Raw genomic sequence first — 14,810 nt, forward strand, 5'->3', positions numbered from 1 at the left:
TCCGGTTCGAGCGCCCGCCGCAGGCCCGCGACATAGACGTAGACGCTCTGCGCCGCGCTGGGCGGAGGCCCGTCACCCCACAGGGCCTCGACCAGCCCGCTCAGCGGCACCATCCGCCCGGGCGGCGAGGCCAGCACCGCCAGGACCGCCTGCTGACGCGGCGGGCCGAGCGGGAGATCCATCCCGTCTCGAAATCCTGTCACCGGCCCGAGGAGGCGAATAAAGGTTTCCGCAGCCACACCTGCTCCGCAATCGTGATGATCGCTTACCAGCGGAGCCTAGCCACAAGATCCCCCGGAAATAAAGCCCGGCTTTCGGCGCGCCTGCGCCGGACGATCCGCCGGCCCGGCCCGGGGGCACCGCCGCGAGGGTCCTGGGACCGTGCCGTCGGGGCATTTAGATTAAATATAGATCATCGCTGTACGCTGCGTTCTCGTGCGTTCCGGGGAAATCTCTCTCCATTTCACGAAAGCCATGGACGACTCCAACGGGCGCTCCGATCTCGGATTCGTCTTTGATCTGACGCACCGGATTTCCCGAGATTGATGTCTCTACCGCAAGATCCGCCGTTCATGTTCCGATCAAGGTACGAGATCTAGCTATAACGCAGAGACTCGGGGGTCTCGCGGGGGTATTCCACGGGGGCTGTCCGTCTCCGTGCCGAAAACGTTTGCGGAGCGTTCACCTTGTCAAGACGTGTCTTCAGGCTGCCCAAAAACAGACGACTCCTGGCTAAAACGTCGATTGTTCTCCTCCTCGCGGCCTTCCCCGGCTTCCTCGAACTTCCCGCTCTGGCGGAAGCCCGGCAGACCCGGCCGCAGGCCCTCGGCCTCCCCCCGCAGGCGGTCTCCGGGGAACTGCCCGACGACCCGATCCCCGTCCAGCTGCCCGGCGACGCCAACGGCCGCCCGCACCTGGTCGACGTATCCGACACCACGTCGAACCTGCCCACCGTCCCCTCCAAGCAGGACGTCACCCTCCCGCGCGGAGCCGTCCCCGCCGAGGTACGGCACCGCACCTCCGACATCCCCGCCACCGGCGGCCTGAAGAAGCCCCCACCCCTGCCATCCGCGAAGACCGCCGCCGAGCCCACGCTCGCGACGGCGCTGGCCAAAGCCCGCCAGAGCGGCAAGCGGACCCCGGTCGAGACCGCGACCACCGAGACGTCCATCACGTACGCCAACCCCGACGGCACCCTCACCACCGAGGTCAGCGCCGAGGTCGCCCGGGTCAGACGCGGTCCGGCCTGGGTGCCGATCGACCTGACCCTGGTGGAGTCCGGCGGCGTGTTACGCCCGAAGGCGGGCAAGACCGACGTGTCCTTCTCCGCGGGCGGTTCGGGCCCGCTGGTCTCACTGGTCAAGAGCCCGACCGAGACCCTCGCCCTGACCTGGCCGGAGACGCTGCCCGAACCGGTACTCAAGGGCAACACGGCGACCTATCGGGGTGCGGCCGGCGAGAACGCCGACCTGGTGGTGACCATGCTGCCGACCGGCTTCACCCAGGACGTGATCCTGCGGAAACGCCCCGACGACCCCGTGAAGATCACGATGGGCGTCGAGGGCGAGGGCCTGTCCCTGGCCGAGACCTCCTCCGGCGGACTCAAGCTCACCACGGACACGGGCAGGACGATCGCCTCGGCTCCCGTGCCCGTCATGTACGACACCTCCGCCCAGGACCCCGCCACGATCGACACCAAGGTGGTGACGAAGGGCGGCGAGCAGAGCCTGGTGCTCACCCCGGACGCCGAGTTCCTCGCCGACCCCGACACCGTCTACCCGGTCACCGTGGACCCGACGATCACGCTGACCCCGACCACCGACCTGTACGTCAGCAGCGCCTCCCCCACCAGCTCCTACGGCAGCCTGCAATACCTGTCCGTGGGCGGCGGCGACCAGGCCTTCGCCGACTTCACCGTCCCGTCACTGGCGGGTTCGACGGTGAGCGCGGCCTCCCTCCTGGTGGCCGGCACCTTCAACGCCAGCGGCTGCACCAGCGTGCGGATCAACCGGGTGACCTCCTCCTGGGCGGCCGGCACGACCTGGAACACCCGCCCGTCGGTGACCACGACCGGTCAGGCGACCGGCACCGGCACGACGTCGGGCATCACGACCAACATCACGGCGATCGTGCAGGCGTGGGCGGCCGGTGAGCCGGAGTACGGCCTGCGCCTGGACAACACCACCACACAGTGCCGCATCCAGTCCTCGGAGACCTCCTACTACCCGATTCTGTCGATCACCCACTCGGCCGCCTCGCTCGGCGTGTCGAACCCGGGCATCCAGCCGGCCGTCACCGGCGAGGACGGCGTCAAGATCTCCTCGCTGACGCCACAGCTGACGGCCATGGTGACCGGCAGCGGCAGCGGCCTGAAGGGCGAGTTCCAGGTACAGGCCGGCGGCAGCCAGGTCTGGTCGGGCCAGTCCGGCACGGTCAGCTCCGGCGCCACCGCCACGGCGACCGTCCCCTCCGGCATCCTGTCGGACGGTCAGGCCATCCAGTACCGCGCCCGCGCGATCATCAACGGTGGCTCCAGTTCGTCGTGGACGGCCTGGCAGGACGCCCGGGTCACCTCGACCGCGATCGACTCGCTGACCTTCAAGATGTTCTCACCGGTGGACAACACCCAGGTGGGGACGCTCACCCCCGCGTTGTCGGCGCACGCCGAAGGCCCGGGTGAGGCCGCCACCACGTACTGGTACCAGGTGTGTTCCGGCACGCAGGGGAATTGGTCGTGGTGTGAGTCCTCGCCGTGGGTGAAGGGCGCGTGGACGGTTCCGGCGAACAAGCTGGACTACGGCAAGACCTACTGGTGGTACGCGCAGGCGGCGACCGGGGCGACGACCATCACCTCGCCGTGGCGGACGTTCATCCCGACCCCGGAGCAGGCGTCGATCAACTCCCTGCTGGCCTCCGGCGCGGAAGGCCGCGAGTTCGACCACGTCACCGGCAACTACACCACGTCCTCGACGGACCTGGTGGTGGCGAGCGCGGGTCCGCCGCTGTCGGTGGTCCGCACGTACAACAGCCTCGATCCGCGTACGGACGGCGCGTTCGGCGCGGGCTGGACGAGCAGGTGGGACACCCGCCTGGTGAACGAGCCGAAGACGAAGACGGTCCTGATCACCTACCCGGACGGGAAACAGTGGCGGTTCGCCAAGCGCTCGGACGGCGGTTTCGCCGCGCCGGAGGGCATGTACGCAACCCTGGCCACCCAGCCGGGGGGCGGCTGGCGGCTGATGGACAAGGAGTCCACGTCGTACTGGTTCGACAGCGGCGGCCGGTTGACGCAGGTGACCGACCACCGGGGGCGTACCCAGACGCTGACCTACAACGGCGCGGGCAAGCTGGCCACCGCGACCGGGACCGGCGGGCGCACGCTGACCTTCACCTGGACGGGTCCACACGTGACCAGCGTGTCGACCGCCTCGGTCGGCGGGTCGCCGCTCACCTACACCTACCAGTACACCGGTGACCTGCTCACCAAGGCGTGCGGCCCGGCCGCGGGCGGCGCGTGCACCGACTACGAGTACGGCAACGACTCCCGCTACCACAGCAGCGTCTGGGACGCCAACCCCTTCGGTTACTGGCGGCTGAACGAGAACTCGGCCGCGCTCGGGACCGTGGTCGCCAACCAGACCGACGCGATCACCCGCGTCGACGGCGGCAGGATCAGGGGCGGCACCGCCGACGCCACCGCCGGCGTGACCGCGCCGCTGGAGGAGTCCTCCGACCCGGCCATGCGGTTCGGCGGCACGAACAACTCGGCCTACGTGTCGCTCCCACCCGGCATGATCAACGCGCAGGGCGGCGAGATCTCCGTCGAGGCCTGGTTCAAGACCACCACCAAGGGCACCATCCTCGGCTACCAGAACTCGGCCACCAGCAACCCGACGGCGTACACGCCCGCCCTGTACGTGGGCGCGGACGGCAAGCTCCGCGGCCAGTTCTGGAACGGCACCGCCGCTCCGATCACCTCGACCGGCACGGTCAACGACGGCGACTGGCACCACGCCATCCTGACCGGAGCCGGCGACTCGCAGACCCTCTACCTGGACGGTCAGCCGGTCGGCACGCTCTCCGGTCTGATCGCCCACCTCGGGCAGTGGGACACCCGCATCGGCTACGGCTTCGGCTCCGCCAGCTGGCCCTCCACCGTCGGCTCCGCCGGGCCGTTCGCGTTCGGCGGCGACATCGACGAGGTGGCCGTCTACAACAAGCCGCTCAGCGCCGAGCAGGTCGCCACCCACCACGGCACCCGCAGCAAGCGCCGCCAGATCACGAAGATCACCGACTCGACCGGGCGGATCCGGGCGACCAACACCTACAAGGCCGACGGCGGACGGCTGCTCACCCACACCGACCGCAACGGCGGCCTCTGGCAGCTGTCGGCTCCGGTGCACACCAAGGTCTCCTCCACCGAGACGACCGCGACGATCACGGTCACCGACCCGGCGAACGAGACGCTGGTCTACAAGACCGACGCGTGGCGCGGCAACCGCCTGATCTCCAAGACCGACCAGCTCAACAAGGTCACCAGTTTCGAGTACGACGCGGCCGGTTTCCCGTCCAAGATGACCGACCCGAACGGCAACATCACCCGGTACGCGCACGACGCGCGCGGCAACATGGTCGGGCGCAACAGCTGCCGTACCAGCACGGTGTGCTTCTGGGAGTGGTTCTCCTACGAGTGGTACGCCGACCCGTTCGACCCGCGCAACGACCGGATGAACGCCCACCGCGACGCCCGTTCGGCCAGTTCGGTGGACAACACCTACCTGCGCCGCTGGACGTACAACACCTTCGGTGAGGTCACCAGCGACAAACGCCCGGTCCCGGGCTCGCCCATCCCGCCGCCTCCGACCCCGTCTCCGTCGCCTTCGCCGTCCGCGTCGCCTTCGCCGGCTCCCGGTCTGGTCGCCGCGTACGGGATGGACGCCGGCACCGGCGCCACCGTCACCGACGCGAGCGGCCTGGGCAACCACGGCACCGGCAACGCCGCCACCTGGCAGGCCGGCAAGTACGGCCAGGCCCTCGACTTCAACACCTCCACCAGCACGGTCTACGTCCCGGACCACTCGTCGCTGGATCTGAGCAACGGCCTGACCGTCGAAGCCTGGGTCAAGCCGGAGACCAACCCGGTGGAGAGCACGCTGCTGGTCAAACACCACGGCAGCGACCTCGCGTACCACCTGGAGACCCGCTACGGCAGCGACCCGCCCAACTTCACCGTCCGCATGTCCGGCGAGCTGGCCTACCGCAAGGCCGAGCATTCGTCGATGCTGCCGATCGGCGAGTGGACGCACCTGGCCGCGACCTTCAACGGCACCACCATCAGCATGTACGTCAACGGCACGCTCGTGGACACCAACACCAGCGGCTCGGCGTACACCATCCAGAACGGCAGCGGCGGCCTGTACATCGGCGGCACGCCGCACTGGGGGGCCTACTTCGACGGCCTGGTCGACGAGGTCCGCATCTACAACCGGGCGCTGACCCAGCCGCAGATCGCCGCCGACATGACCACCCCCATCAGCGGCGGAGGCCCCGCCCCCGGCCCGTCCCCGTCTCCGTCGCCGTCCCCGCAGCCCGAGCCTGAGATGGCCGGGACCACGTGGACGTACACCGACGGCAGCGGCGGCGTGCCCGCCGGGCTCGTGGCCGGCATGTCCGACGCGCTCGGCAACGAGACGACCTACGAGTACAACGCCGCCGGCGACCTGATCGAGCAGACCAGCCCCACCGGCCTGGTCACCGCCTTCGGCCGGGACGCCATCGGCCGCCAGACCACCAAGACCGACGTCACCCCGGCCTACCCGGGCGGAATCACCACCACCTACGCCTACGACACGCGCGGCCGGCTCGAAACCGTCACCGAACCCGCGGTCGAGAACGAGGTCACCGACGTGGTGCACACCAAGCGCACCACCTACACCTACGACACCGCAGGCCGTCCGCTCACCGAGACGGTCTCCGACCTGACCGGCGGCGATCCACCACGCCAGACGAGTTACGCCTACGACACACGCGGCCGTGTGGTGAGCGTGACCGACCCCGAAGGCGGCGTACGCCAGCAGACCTGGAACACGCGCGGCCTCCAGACCAGCGTCACCAACGAGGTCGGCACCCGCGTCGACTACGGCTACAACGACCGCGGCGAAAGGACGACCGAGACCCTCCAGGACTGGACCGGCAACCCCAACAACCCCCAGTCCGCCGCCGACGTCGTGATGGCCTCCTACGCGTACGACCCCGGCGGACGTCTGGCCTCGACCACCGACGCGATGGGCCGCACCACCCGCTTCACCTACGGCAACGACGACACCGTCACCCAGAAGATCGCCGACGACGCCCGCCTCAACGGCTCGACCACCCCGCGTGACGTCGTCCTGGAGGCCAGCACGTACGACCCGGCGGGGAACCTGACCCGCGTGGTCGCCGGCGGCGGCAAGACCACCACCGACTACGTCTACGACGCCGCCACCCGCCTGATCTCCACCACGGCCGACCCGGCGGGCGCGGCCCGCAAGACCGTCTACGCCTACGACAACGCCGGCCGCGTCACCAGCACCACCGCCACCGCCGCCGGAGGCCCCCGCGCCGAGGTCGTCGGCTTCACCTACGACGACGAAGGCCGCGTCACGCACAAGACCGTCGAAAACGGCGCCACCGACCTGGTCAGCACCATGGTCTACGGCGACCGCGGCGACCCCACCCAGGTCACCTCACCCGGCGGAAACACCACCCAGTTCCGCTACGACCCCGCCGGACGCCTCGCCGAGCGGAAGCAGCCGTCGGTGAACGTGGAGCGCGACGGCGCCGCCGCGGTGGCCCAGCAGCCGATCACGCGCTTCGGCTTCAACACCTCTGGCGACCCGACCCACGTCACCGACCCCGAAGGCCGGACCAAGGTCACCGCCTACGACAAGGCCGGGCGTGCGACCGGGTCCACGTCCCCGTCCTACACCCGTCCCGGCGGCAGCCCGGTCACCCCGGCCACCGCCATCGCCTACGACGACGCCGGGCGCGCGACCAACGCCACCGACGCGCTCGGCCAGACCAGAAGCACCCTGTACGACGCGCTCGGCCGGGTCGTCCGGGTCACCGACCCGCCCGCCACCACCGGTGCCACGCCGGGTCGTACCGACTACACCTACACGCTCAACGGCGAGCTGCTGTCCCAGGTCGACCCGACCGGAGCCCGCCAGGAGGCCACCTACGACGACCTGGGCCGTCAGATCACCACCACGGCGATCGAACGCAAGCCCAGCACGGTCACGCTCACCGGCCACGCCGAGTACGACGACGCCGGAAACCTGCTCTCCGAGCAGCGCCCCGCCGGGGACTCGGCCGACGCCGTGGTCAACGCCTTCGGCGAGATCACCTCCCTCACCGACGCGCTCGGCAAGACCACCACGTTCGGCTACGACCTGGCCGGACGCCAGACCAGCGTCACCGACCCGCTCGGCAACAAGTCGGTCACCACCTACGACCTGGCCGGACGCCCGACCGCGGTCGCCGACCTGGATGACGCCGGCGCCACCCTGCGCACCCGCACGACGGGGTTCAGCTCCGACGGACACCCCACCACGATGGTGGACGCCGAGGGCCGCACCCGCACGGCCGCCTTCGACGCCATCGGCCGGATGACCCAGCTGGTGGAGCCCGTCTCGGCGGGCGTCTCCATCACGACCTCATTCGGTTACGACGCGGCCGGCGCCCGCACCCGGTACACCGACGGCCGCGGCAACGCCACCATCACCACCTACAACACCCTCGGCCTGACCGAGTCGCTGATCGAACCGTCCACCACCGCGCACCCCAACGCGGCCGACCGCACCTGGACCACCGGTTACGACGCCAAGGGCAACCCGATCACCGAAGTCCAGCCCGGTGGCGTCACCATCACCCGCACCTTCGACAACCTCGGCCGGCTCACCGGCCAGACCGGCAGCGGCGGCGGCGCCGCCACCACCGCGGCCAAGACCTTCGGCTACGACCTGGCCGGCCGGATGACCTCGGCGGGTGACCTCACCTTCAGCCTCAACGACCGGGGCGCCCTGCTCAAGACCACCAAGTCCGGCGTCGACCAGGCCACCTTCGCCTACGACGCCAACGGCCGCCTCACCCAGCGCGGCGACGCCGCCGGAGCGACCAGCTTCACCTGGAACGGCGGCGACCGCCTCACCACCATGACCGACCCGCTCACCGGCGTGACCGTCAGCTACGGCTACGACGACGCCGGCCGCCGCACCTCGGCGACCCACGGCAGCGGCGGCCCCGCCAGAACCTACGCCTACGACGACCTGGACCGCCTCACCTCCGACGTCCTGAAGACCGGCGGCGGAGCCAACCTGGCCTCCATCACCTACGGCTACGACCTGGAGAACCGCCTCACCGCCAAGACCACCACCGGCACGGCCGGCGCGGGCGCCAACACCTACGCCTACGACCACTCCGGCCGCCTCACCTCCTGGACCTCCCCCACCGCGACCACCGCCTACGCCTGGGACGCCTCCGGCAACCGCACCCAGGCCGGCTCCGACACCTTCACCTACGACCAGCGCAACCGCCTGACCACCGGCGCGGGCACCGACTACACCTACACCCCGCGCGGCACCCAGGCCACCGCCACCAAGGCCGGCGTCACGGTCAACTCCACCTTCGACGCCTTCAACCGCATGATCACCGACGGGAGTGTCACCTACGCCTACGACACCCTGGACCGGATGAGCACCCGCACCCAGTCGGGCGTCACCAGCAAGTACGTCTACGCCAGCCTCTCCAACGACCTGGCCGCCGTCACCGACGCGGCCGGAGTCGCCCAGGAGATCTACAACCGCGACGCCACCGGAGCGGTGGTCTCCAGCAGGACCGGCTCCGCCACAGCACAGTTCCAGCTGACCGACCGCCACCGCGACGCCGTCGCGAGCTTCACGGCCGGAGCCACCAGCCTGTCCGGCTCCACCGCCTACGACCCCTTCGGCACCGTGATCACCACCGGCGGAACCCGGCCCCAGCTCGGCTACCAGAGTTCGTGGACGGACCCGGACACCACCAAGGCCAACATGGCCGCCCGCTGGTACCAGCCAGGCACCGGCACCTTCAACAGCCGCGACACCATGACCCTCCCGGCCGCCCCCTCGGGCCAGGCCAACCGGTACGCCTACGCGCTCGGCTCACCACTGTCCCGGATCGACCCGAGCGGCCACGCCAGCCTCGAACTCGACCTCGACGTCAGCTTCGAGAACGACGGCGGCATCGAAGTCTGCCGCGGCACCGACTGCGGCGCCTACTACCACAAGGTCTGGGAAACCACCTATGTCCCGCTGCCGCCGGACCCGCGGTTCAAGGACGACATCGCCAAGGAACTTGGCGTGATGAACAACGGCCGTAAACCCGAGAAGGACATCGACTACTGGGGGATGACCGAGGCGACACAGATCGAGTACCTCAAGGATTACAACCCTCTCCTGAGCTACGAGGAGCAGATCGGCGCGGCGATGGACGCCGCGATCGCGACAGGCGACCTCAAGTCTCTCGAGAAGCTCATGGCCGTGACGAGGGACAAACTCGGCGCGCCGAAGGGAGCGTCCGCCAAGGAATACTACGGCCTGATGAAGCAGCAGCAGAAAGCCCGCGAGACGATGGCGTCGTGTCAAGCGAAGATCGAGAAAGGAATAGACGCGTCAGCCTGCAAGAGACTGATCCGTGGCGAATGGAATAAGTGGCGGGGTATATTCTGCAAGGACGGCTTCTTCGCCCCAGAAGGCGATTGGGAATGTAACCTCAGGGACGTCGCGGTATACGGCTCCTGGACCGCCGCGGTGCTGAAGGGCGAATTCCTCCCACTGAAACTGGTCAAGTTCCTCGCGAGCCAGGATCCCACTCTGCCCGATTCCGTGTTCACCCGGCGACTGATCGCTTGGGCCGAAAAGGAAGGCGGAAAGGGGATGAACTGCCGGTTCCATGACGAATACCACATGACTGTCTGCAGTGGGCTGAAGAGCGGAGTGCACTTCGGCCGGGGAGCCACCACCCTGGGCTCGGTCATGCTGACCAGTAAGCCACTCCACGTGTGGAACCTCACGACGAGCCGGGACTATATCGTGACTTACATGGCGCATGAGGCGAGGCACACACGGCAGTGGCAGGATTACTACGTCGCCGGCGGCAACTTCTGGCCTACCTACCTCGTCTTTTACCTCTGGGAAGGCCCGAACGAGTGCACGAACCTGTATGAAAGGCAGGCCGAGGACGCGGGCAACGTGTACACGTGTTAGGCGCGGAAAATTTGGTCACGCCCGTAGGGCGGGCATGAGCCGAGCCTAGGATGACGGCTGAAGGGGCGGGGAGTCTCCAGGACTCGCCGCCCCTTCTCCTTATCATGGAGGCGATGAAAGTCGTCGTTCTGTCGGACACGCACGCGCCGCGCTTCTGGAAAAGGTGCCCTCCCAAAGTGGCCGAGCACCTGCGCGGCGCCGACGTGATCCTGCACGCCGGGGACGTCTGCGTCGGATGGGTCCTGGACGAGCTGGCCGACTACGCGCCCGTTCACGCCGTCAAGGGCAACAACGACGGCGCGGACGTGCGGGCCCCGGAGACGCTGGAGTTGACGCTCGGCGGGCTGCGGGTGGCCATGATCCACGACAGCGGGCCGGCCAAGGGGCGGCCGGCCAGGATGCGGGCCCGGTTTCCGGAGGCCTCGCTGGTGGTGTTCGGCCATTCGCACATTCCCTTGGATGAGAGCGCCGACGGGTTTCGTATCTTCAATCCGGGGTCGCCTACTGATCGCAGGCGGCAGCCGTACGGGACGGTGGGGTTGCTGCGGATCGAGGACGGCGCGCTCGCCGAGGCGCGGATCGTGCCCGTTACTTGAACGAAACGCCGGCCGACACCGACCCCGACTCGGCCAGGGGTGGCGCGACGCGTCGGGGAAGTAGCAGCGGGGTCGCCAGGAGGAGCACACCGGCCAGGCCGAGGGCCGTACGCGGGCCGAACAGGGCGCCGATCACGCCCCAGGCGGCCGTCAGGAGCGCCGTCGAGGTCTTGGTCGTCACCGCCCAGGCGGAGAGCATGCGAGTGACCCGGCCGGTCGGGGTGCGTTGGAGGCGGTAGGTGGCGTGGACGGGGTTGAAGATCCCGCAGCAGAAGATGAGCCCGAGTTCGACGCCGATCACCAGCAGCAGGCCGCCGGTGCCCGGCCCCAGGAAGGCCAGGCCGACAGGCCACAGCGCGCGCGTCGTCCCGGCCGCGATCAGGACCTGCTGCTGCCCGAAGCGGGTGACGAGTGGCCGGGCCAGCCGGGAACCGAGTAGCCCGCCGATCGCGGGTGCGGCGAAGGCGAGGCCGTACTGCCATGGCGCGAAGCCGAGTGGGCCGAGCATGAGGACGGCGAGCATCGGCTGGGTGGCCATCACCAGGCCGTTGAACAGGGCGGTGTTGAAGAACAGCGAGCGCAGGGTCGCGTCGGCGAGGATGCACCGCCAACCGTCGACGAGGTCCCCGGCCCGTAAGCGCGTGACGTTCCGGCGCTCGGGCCGCGGCTCGTGCCCGCCGATCGCGCCGATGCCCATCGCCGAGAGCAGGTAGCTGACCGCGTCGGCCACCACCGTCGCCACCGGACCGAGCAGGCCCGTCACCGCGCCTCCCAGCGGCGGTCCGACGATCGTGGTCGTCCAGGTCGTGGACTCGAACCGGGCGTTGGCGACAAGCAGGTCCTCGGCACGCAGCAGCGTCTTCACGTACGCGCCGGAGGCCGCGCGGAAAGTGATGTCGGCCGCCGCCACGACAACCGAGACCAGCAGGAGCTGAACAAAGGTGAGCACGCCCAGCGCGTACGCCATAGGGATGCTCAGCAGTGCCGCGAACCGCACCAGGTCCATCGCGATCAGCACCGGCCGTTTGCGGCGGAACTCCACCCACGGGCCGAGCGGCACCGCCACGGCCGCGCCCGCCAATGCCCCCACGCATGACAGCGTGGCGATCTCGGCCGGGCCGGCATGCAACACCTGGATGGCGATCAACGGGAACGCGCCGAAGGCGAGCCATGTGCCGAGCGCGCTGGTTGCGTACGCTCCCCAGAGCCACCCGAACCGCCGTCCGTTCCTCATGATCGACGCCCTTCGCCCGCACAACCGATCAGCGATCGGAAGCATCAAAGCGCGCGACATAACTGGAGATCAAACAACCATTGGGCGACCCAGTCACAACCAACGGTTGTATCCATAGAATGTCCGCGTGGACCTCGACGCCGTCCGGACCTTCGTCGCCGCCGCCGACGCGGGCCAGTTCCAGGAAGCCGCCGCCGAACTGGCGATCACCCAGCAGGCCGCCTCCAAACGCATCGCCGCCCTGGAACGAAACCTCGGCGTACGGCTGTTCACCCGCACCCCGCGCGGCGCCGAACTCTCCATCGACGGACAGGCGTTCCTCCCCCACGCCCGCGAACTCCTGCGCGTCGCCGAACGCGCGCTCATGTCCGTTCGCACCGGCAGCCGTCCGCTCCGCGTCGACGTGATCGCCTCACGCGGCGCGGCCACGGGCCTGATGCGCGACTTCCACCGCGCGCACCCGGAGATCGAACTCGACGTGCTCATGCTGTTCGACATCGAAACAGCCCTCGCCGCCATCCGCTCCGGCACCATCGACGCGTCCTTCCGCGCCGTCACCGCACCCGGCCGACCCCTCCCCGAAGACATCCAATCCGTCCGAGTCCTCGACGAACCCCTCGAACTCCTCACCGGCCCCGCCCACGCCCTGGCCGGCGCCCGCTCGGTGCCCATCGCCCAACTCGCCGGACACCGAATCTGGATGCCCGGCATCGTCCCCGGCACCGAATGGGCCTCCTACTACGACGACCTCATCGCCGAATTCGGCCTCACCATCGAGGCCACCGGCCCCAACTTCGGCTCCGACGCCCTCCTCGACACCATCGCCGACACCCCAGCGCTGGCCACCTTCATGGGCGCCCGAACCCGCCTCGTCTGGCCCGCCACCCACGGCCTCCGCCGCATCCCGGTAACCACCCCGACCCCCGTCTACCCACACTCCCTCCTCTGGCACCGCGCCAACCCCCACCCCGCCCTCCCCATCCTCCGCACCCACCTCACCACCACATCACCCGGCCACCGCACCACCGGAACCTGGGTCCCGGCCTGGGCGGCCCCACGCTGACCACCGCCGCCTGATCACGGTCTGGGAGAAGATGCGCTCACCCGACTTCGGGATGCGATCCAGCAAGAAGCCCATGATCACCGCCGTTGCCCGCACGAACACTTCACTGGCAAGATCCGCGACATGCACACGCGGGAATGGCTGAACACCGAGGACCGATTCGTCCCAGGCGCCGAACTCTTCCGCTCGGACCGTGCCTTCACCGTCTGGGCCTACACCATCAGCCACAGCCAACTCCTCCTGCGCACCCGAACGACCGGGCACGACGGAAGCACCCAGTCCCGCATCGACGTCCTGTTCAAGCCCGTCCGCGCCATGAAACTCAGAGTCGAGTACGACGGCCTCGTCATCCGATGCGCCACCCAGCCCGAAGCCGAACGAATCCACGCCGAGAACACCGGCATCACCCGCGACGCCCGCTGCCTCATCCTGGAGACCGCCGGAGAATCGGACTACGTCATGACCCACGCCGTCGGCTGGCAAGCCGACCTGGAGTCCGACCGCGACGCAAGCGAACTCGCAGGATTCGCTCCCGGCACCGACCCCAGTCGAATCCTGAAATAACCCACTCTTCCCAGCTCGCATAGCCGAATCCGGACCTTGGGGAGCATCGCCGGCCAGCTCAACATTGTCCGGAGGGCGACGATCTCACGCGTCCAGGACGCGTTGACTGTCTGCTTCGCGGTCAAGCGCAGCGAACGGCACAGCCTCGGCGACAGCCGGGATCATGGCTGGCTGGGCGGCCGCCGCGTGAACCGCGGTTCTTGCGGTTGGCCGCCTGGTCGGCTTTCTCGGGGATCACTGCCCGGATATGGCGTCCGCGCAGGTAGGCGCGGTTGCCGCGGGAGGAGTGGACCTTGTCAGTGGCCACCGCGTCCGGGCGGGTACGCGGCGGCCGGACCTTGATGCCCGCCAAGACGGTGCGAAAGTGTGGTTGTCGGCGACGCCAGCCCCGATTCAAGATCTTTCCCGTTGTGGGCGTGGGGGAAGTAGCGTGAGGCAATGGATCGTCGCATCTTCGGCCTGGAGAATGAGTACGGCGTCACGTGCACGTTCCGCGGGCAGCGCAGGCTGTCGCCGGACGAGGTGGCCCGGTACCTGTTCCGGCGGGTCGTGTCCTGGGGCCGGTCGAGCAACGTGTTCCTGCGCAACGGCGCGCGTCTGTACCTGGACGTGGGCAGCCATCCCGAGTACGCCACGCCCGAATGCGACAACATCGTCGAGTTGGTCACGCACGACAAGGCGGGCGAGCGCATCCTGGAAGGCCTGATGGTCGAGGCCGAGAAGCGGCTCCGCGAGGAAGGCATCGCCGGGGACATCTACCTGTTCAAGAACAACACCGACTCGGCCGGCAACTCCTACGGCTGCCACGAGAACTACTGTGTGAGCCGGCAGGGCGAGTTCGGGCGGCTGGCCGACGTGCTGATCCCGTTCCTGGTCACCCGCCAGATCATCTGCGGGGCGGGGAAGGTGCTGCAGACCCCGCGCGGCGCGGTGTACTGCGTGTCGCAGCGGGCCGAGCACATCTGGGAGGGGGTGTCGTCGGCGACGACCCGGTCCCGCCCGATCATCAACACCCGGGACGAGCCGCACGGCGACGCCGAGCAGTTCCGCCGCCTGCACGTCATCGTCGG

The 14,810-nt window shown here is 69.1% G+C and carries 7 protein-coding genes and 1 pseudogene; 5 read left to right on the top strand and 3 right to left on the bottom strand.

Annotated features, from left to right (window positions below):
* On the bottom strand, positions 1–182 hold a 182-nt coding region (locus Aph01nite_RS39270; RefSeq protein ID WP_204046168.1), incomplete at its 3' end, for an AfsR/SARP family transcriptional regulator.
* Between the two features lie 504 nt (positions 183–686).
* Here Aph01nite_RS39270 and Aph01nite_RS39275 point away from each other — a divergent pair.
* The gene (locus Aph01nite_RS39275; RefSeq protein ID WP_204046169.1) at positions 687–10,283 is read left to right on the top strand and encodes a LamG-like jellyroll fold domain-containing protein; all 9,597 of its coding nucleotides are present in this window, start codon (positions 687–689) and stop codon (positions 10,281–10,283) included.
* A gap of 113 nt (positions 10,284–10,396) precedes the next feature.
* Positions 10,397–10,879, top strand: a complete 483-nt coding sequence (locus Aph01nite_RS39280) for a metallophosphoesterase family protein (RefSeq protein WP_204046170.1) — start codon at positions 10,397–10,399, stop codon at positions 10,877–10,879.
* Here the strand turns inward: Aph01nite_RS39280 and Aph01nite_RS39285 are convergent.
* Positions 10,872–12,113: an MFS transporter gene (locus Aph01nite_RS39285; RefSeq protein ID WP_204046171.1), complete on the bottom strand. Its 1,242-nt coding sequence runs from the start codon at positions 12,111–12,113 to the stop codon at positions 10,872–10,874. The genes Aph01nite_RS39280 and Aph01nite_RS39285 overlap by 8 nt on opposite strands.
* Before the next feature lie 127 nt (positions 12,114–12,240).
* Between Aph01nite_RS39285 and Aph01nite_RS39290 the strand changes: the two genes are divergently transcribed.
* A complete protein-coding gene (locus Aph01nite_RS39290; RefSeq protein ID WP_204046172.1) occupies positions 12,241–13,176 on the top strand; it encodes a LysR family transcriptional regulator in 936 nt (311 codons plus the stop codon).
* Positions 13,177–13,299: 123 nt separating this feature from the next.
* Positions 13,300–13,740 carry a hypothetical protein gene (locus tag Aph01nite_RS39295; RefSeq protein ID WP_204046173.1) on the top strand — a complete coding sequence of 147 codons (441 nt, stop codon included), beginning with the start codon at positions 13,300–13,302 and terminating at the stop codon, positions 13,738–13,740.
* Positions 13,741–13,900: 160 nt separating this feature from the next.
* Here the strand turns inward: Aph01nite_RS39295 and Aph01nite_RS39300 are convergent.
* Positions 13,901–14,104: pseudogene (locus Aph01nite_RS39300) on the bottom strand (hypothetical protein); the annotation flags it as partial.
* Between the two features lie 74 nt (positions 14,105–14,178).
* Between Aph01nite_RS39300 and Aph01nite_RS39305 the strand changes: the two are divergent.
* Positions 14,179–14,810 (top strand): proteasome accessory factor PafA2 family protein (locus Aph01nite_RS39305; RefSeq protein ID WP_204046174.1); only part of this gene is annotated, 632 nt, incomplete at its 3' end.

It is taken from the genome of Acrocarpospora phusangensis, from assembly GCF_016862995.1.
GTDB lineage: Bacteria > Actinomycetota > Actinomycetes > Streptosporangiales > Streptosporangiaceae > Acrocarpospora > Acrocarpospora phusangensis.

What these genes read in the sequence shown, in the direction of transcription:
- Aph01nite_RS39295 (WP_204046173.1), top strand. Translation starts at nt 13,300, where the DNA reads ATGCACACGCGGGAATGGCTGAACACCGAGGACCGATTCGTCCCAGGC.
- Aph01nite_RS39285 (WP_204046171.1), bottom strand. Translation starts at nt 12,113, where the DNA reads ATGAGGAACGGACGGCGGTTCGGGTGGCTCTGGGGAGCGTACGCAACC.
- Aph01nite_RS39280 (WP_204046170.1), top strand. Translation starts at nt 10,397, where the DNA reads ATGAAAGTCGTCGTTCTGTCGGACACGCACGCGCCGCGCTTCTGGAAA.